At 28.9% G+C, this 395-nt stretch carries 1 protein-coding gene; it reads right to left on the bottom strand.

Features of this window, described 5'->3' with window-relative positions; all coding sequences use genetic code 11:
- Positions 1–168, bottom strand: a 168-nt coding sequence (locus tag J7R10_RS09355; RefSeq protein WP_208436534.1) for a GapR family DNA-binding domain-containing protein, incomplete at its 3' end; no start/stop codon positions are given.
- Positions 169–395: the final 227 nt, after the last annotated feature.

Raw genomic sequence — 395 nt, 5'->3', positions numbered from 1 at the left:
ACTTCGAACAGCTTTACTAACAAATCCAGAACCTTTAAGTTCGGCGTAAACCTCTTTAATATCATCAGAAATGGTTTTCTTTTCTTCTTCTAATCGTTCAATACGTTCGATAAAAGCACGCAATTGGTTTACGGATATAGCGTGTGTTTCATTAGTTACTGTGTTCATTGCATTTTTCTCCAGATTTTTATATTTCAAGCTGTTTTTTAACGATAAGTTTTATGGGAAAGCTTGAAAAACAAGAGGTAAATCAAGCTATACAGTTTTTTTACAAATTGACTTTAAATATTTTGTAAAATTTTTAAATATATGCCTTGATAAAAAGGCCATAAGAAGCAAAAAATGATAAAGATACATTAATGGGTTTGAAAGGTTTTTGAAAAAAAAGATATATG

This window comes from Bartonella vinsonii subsp. berkhoffii ATCC 51672 (genome assembly GCF_902825225.1).
GTDB lineage: Bacteria > Pseudomonadota > Alphaproteobacteria > Rhizobiales > Rhizobiaceae > Bartonella > Bartonella berkhoffii.
Note: the sequence above shows the minus strand (reverse complement) of the source record. Positions and strands in the feature narration are given on the sequence as shown.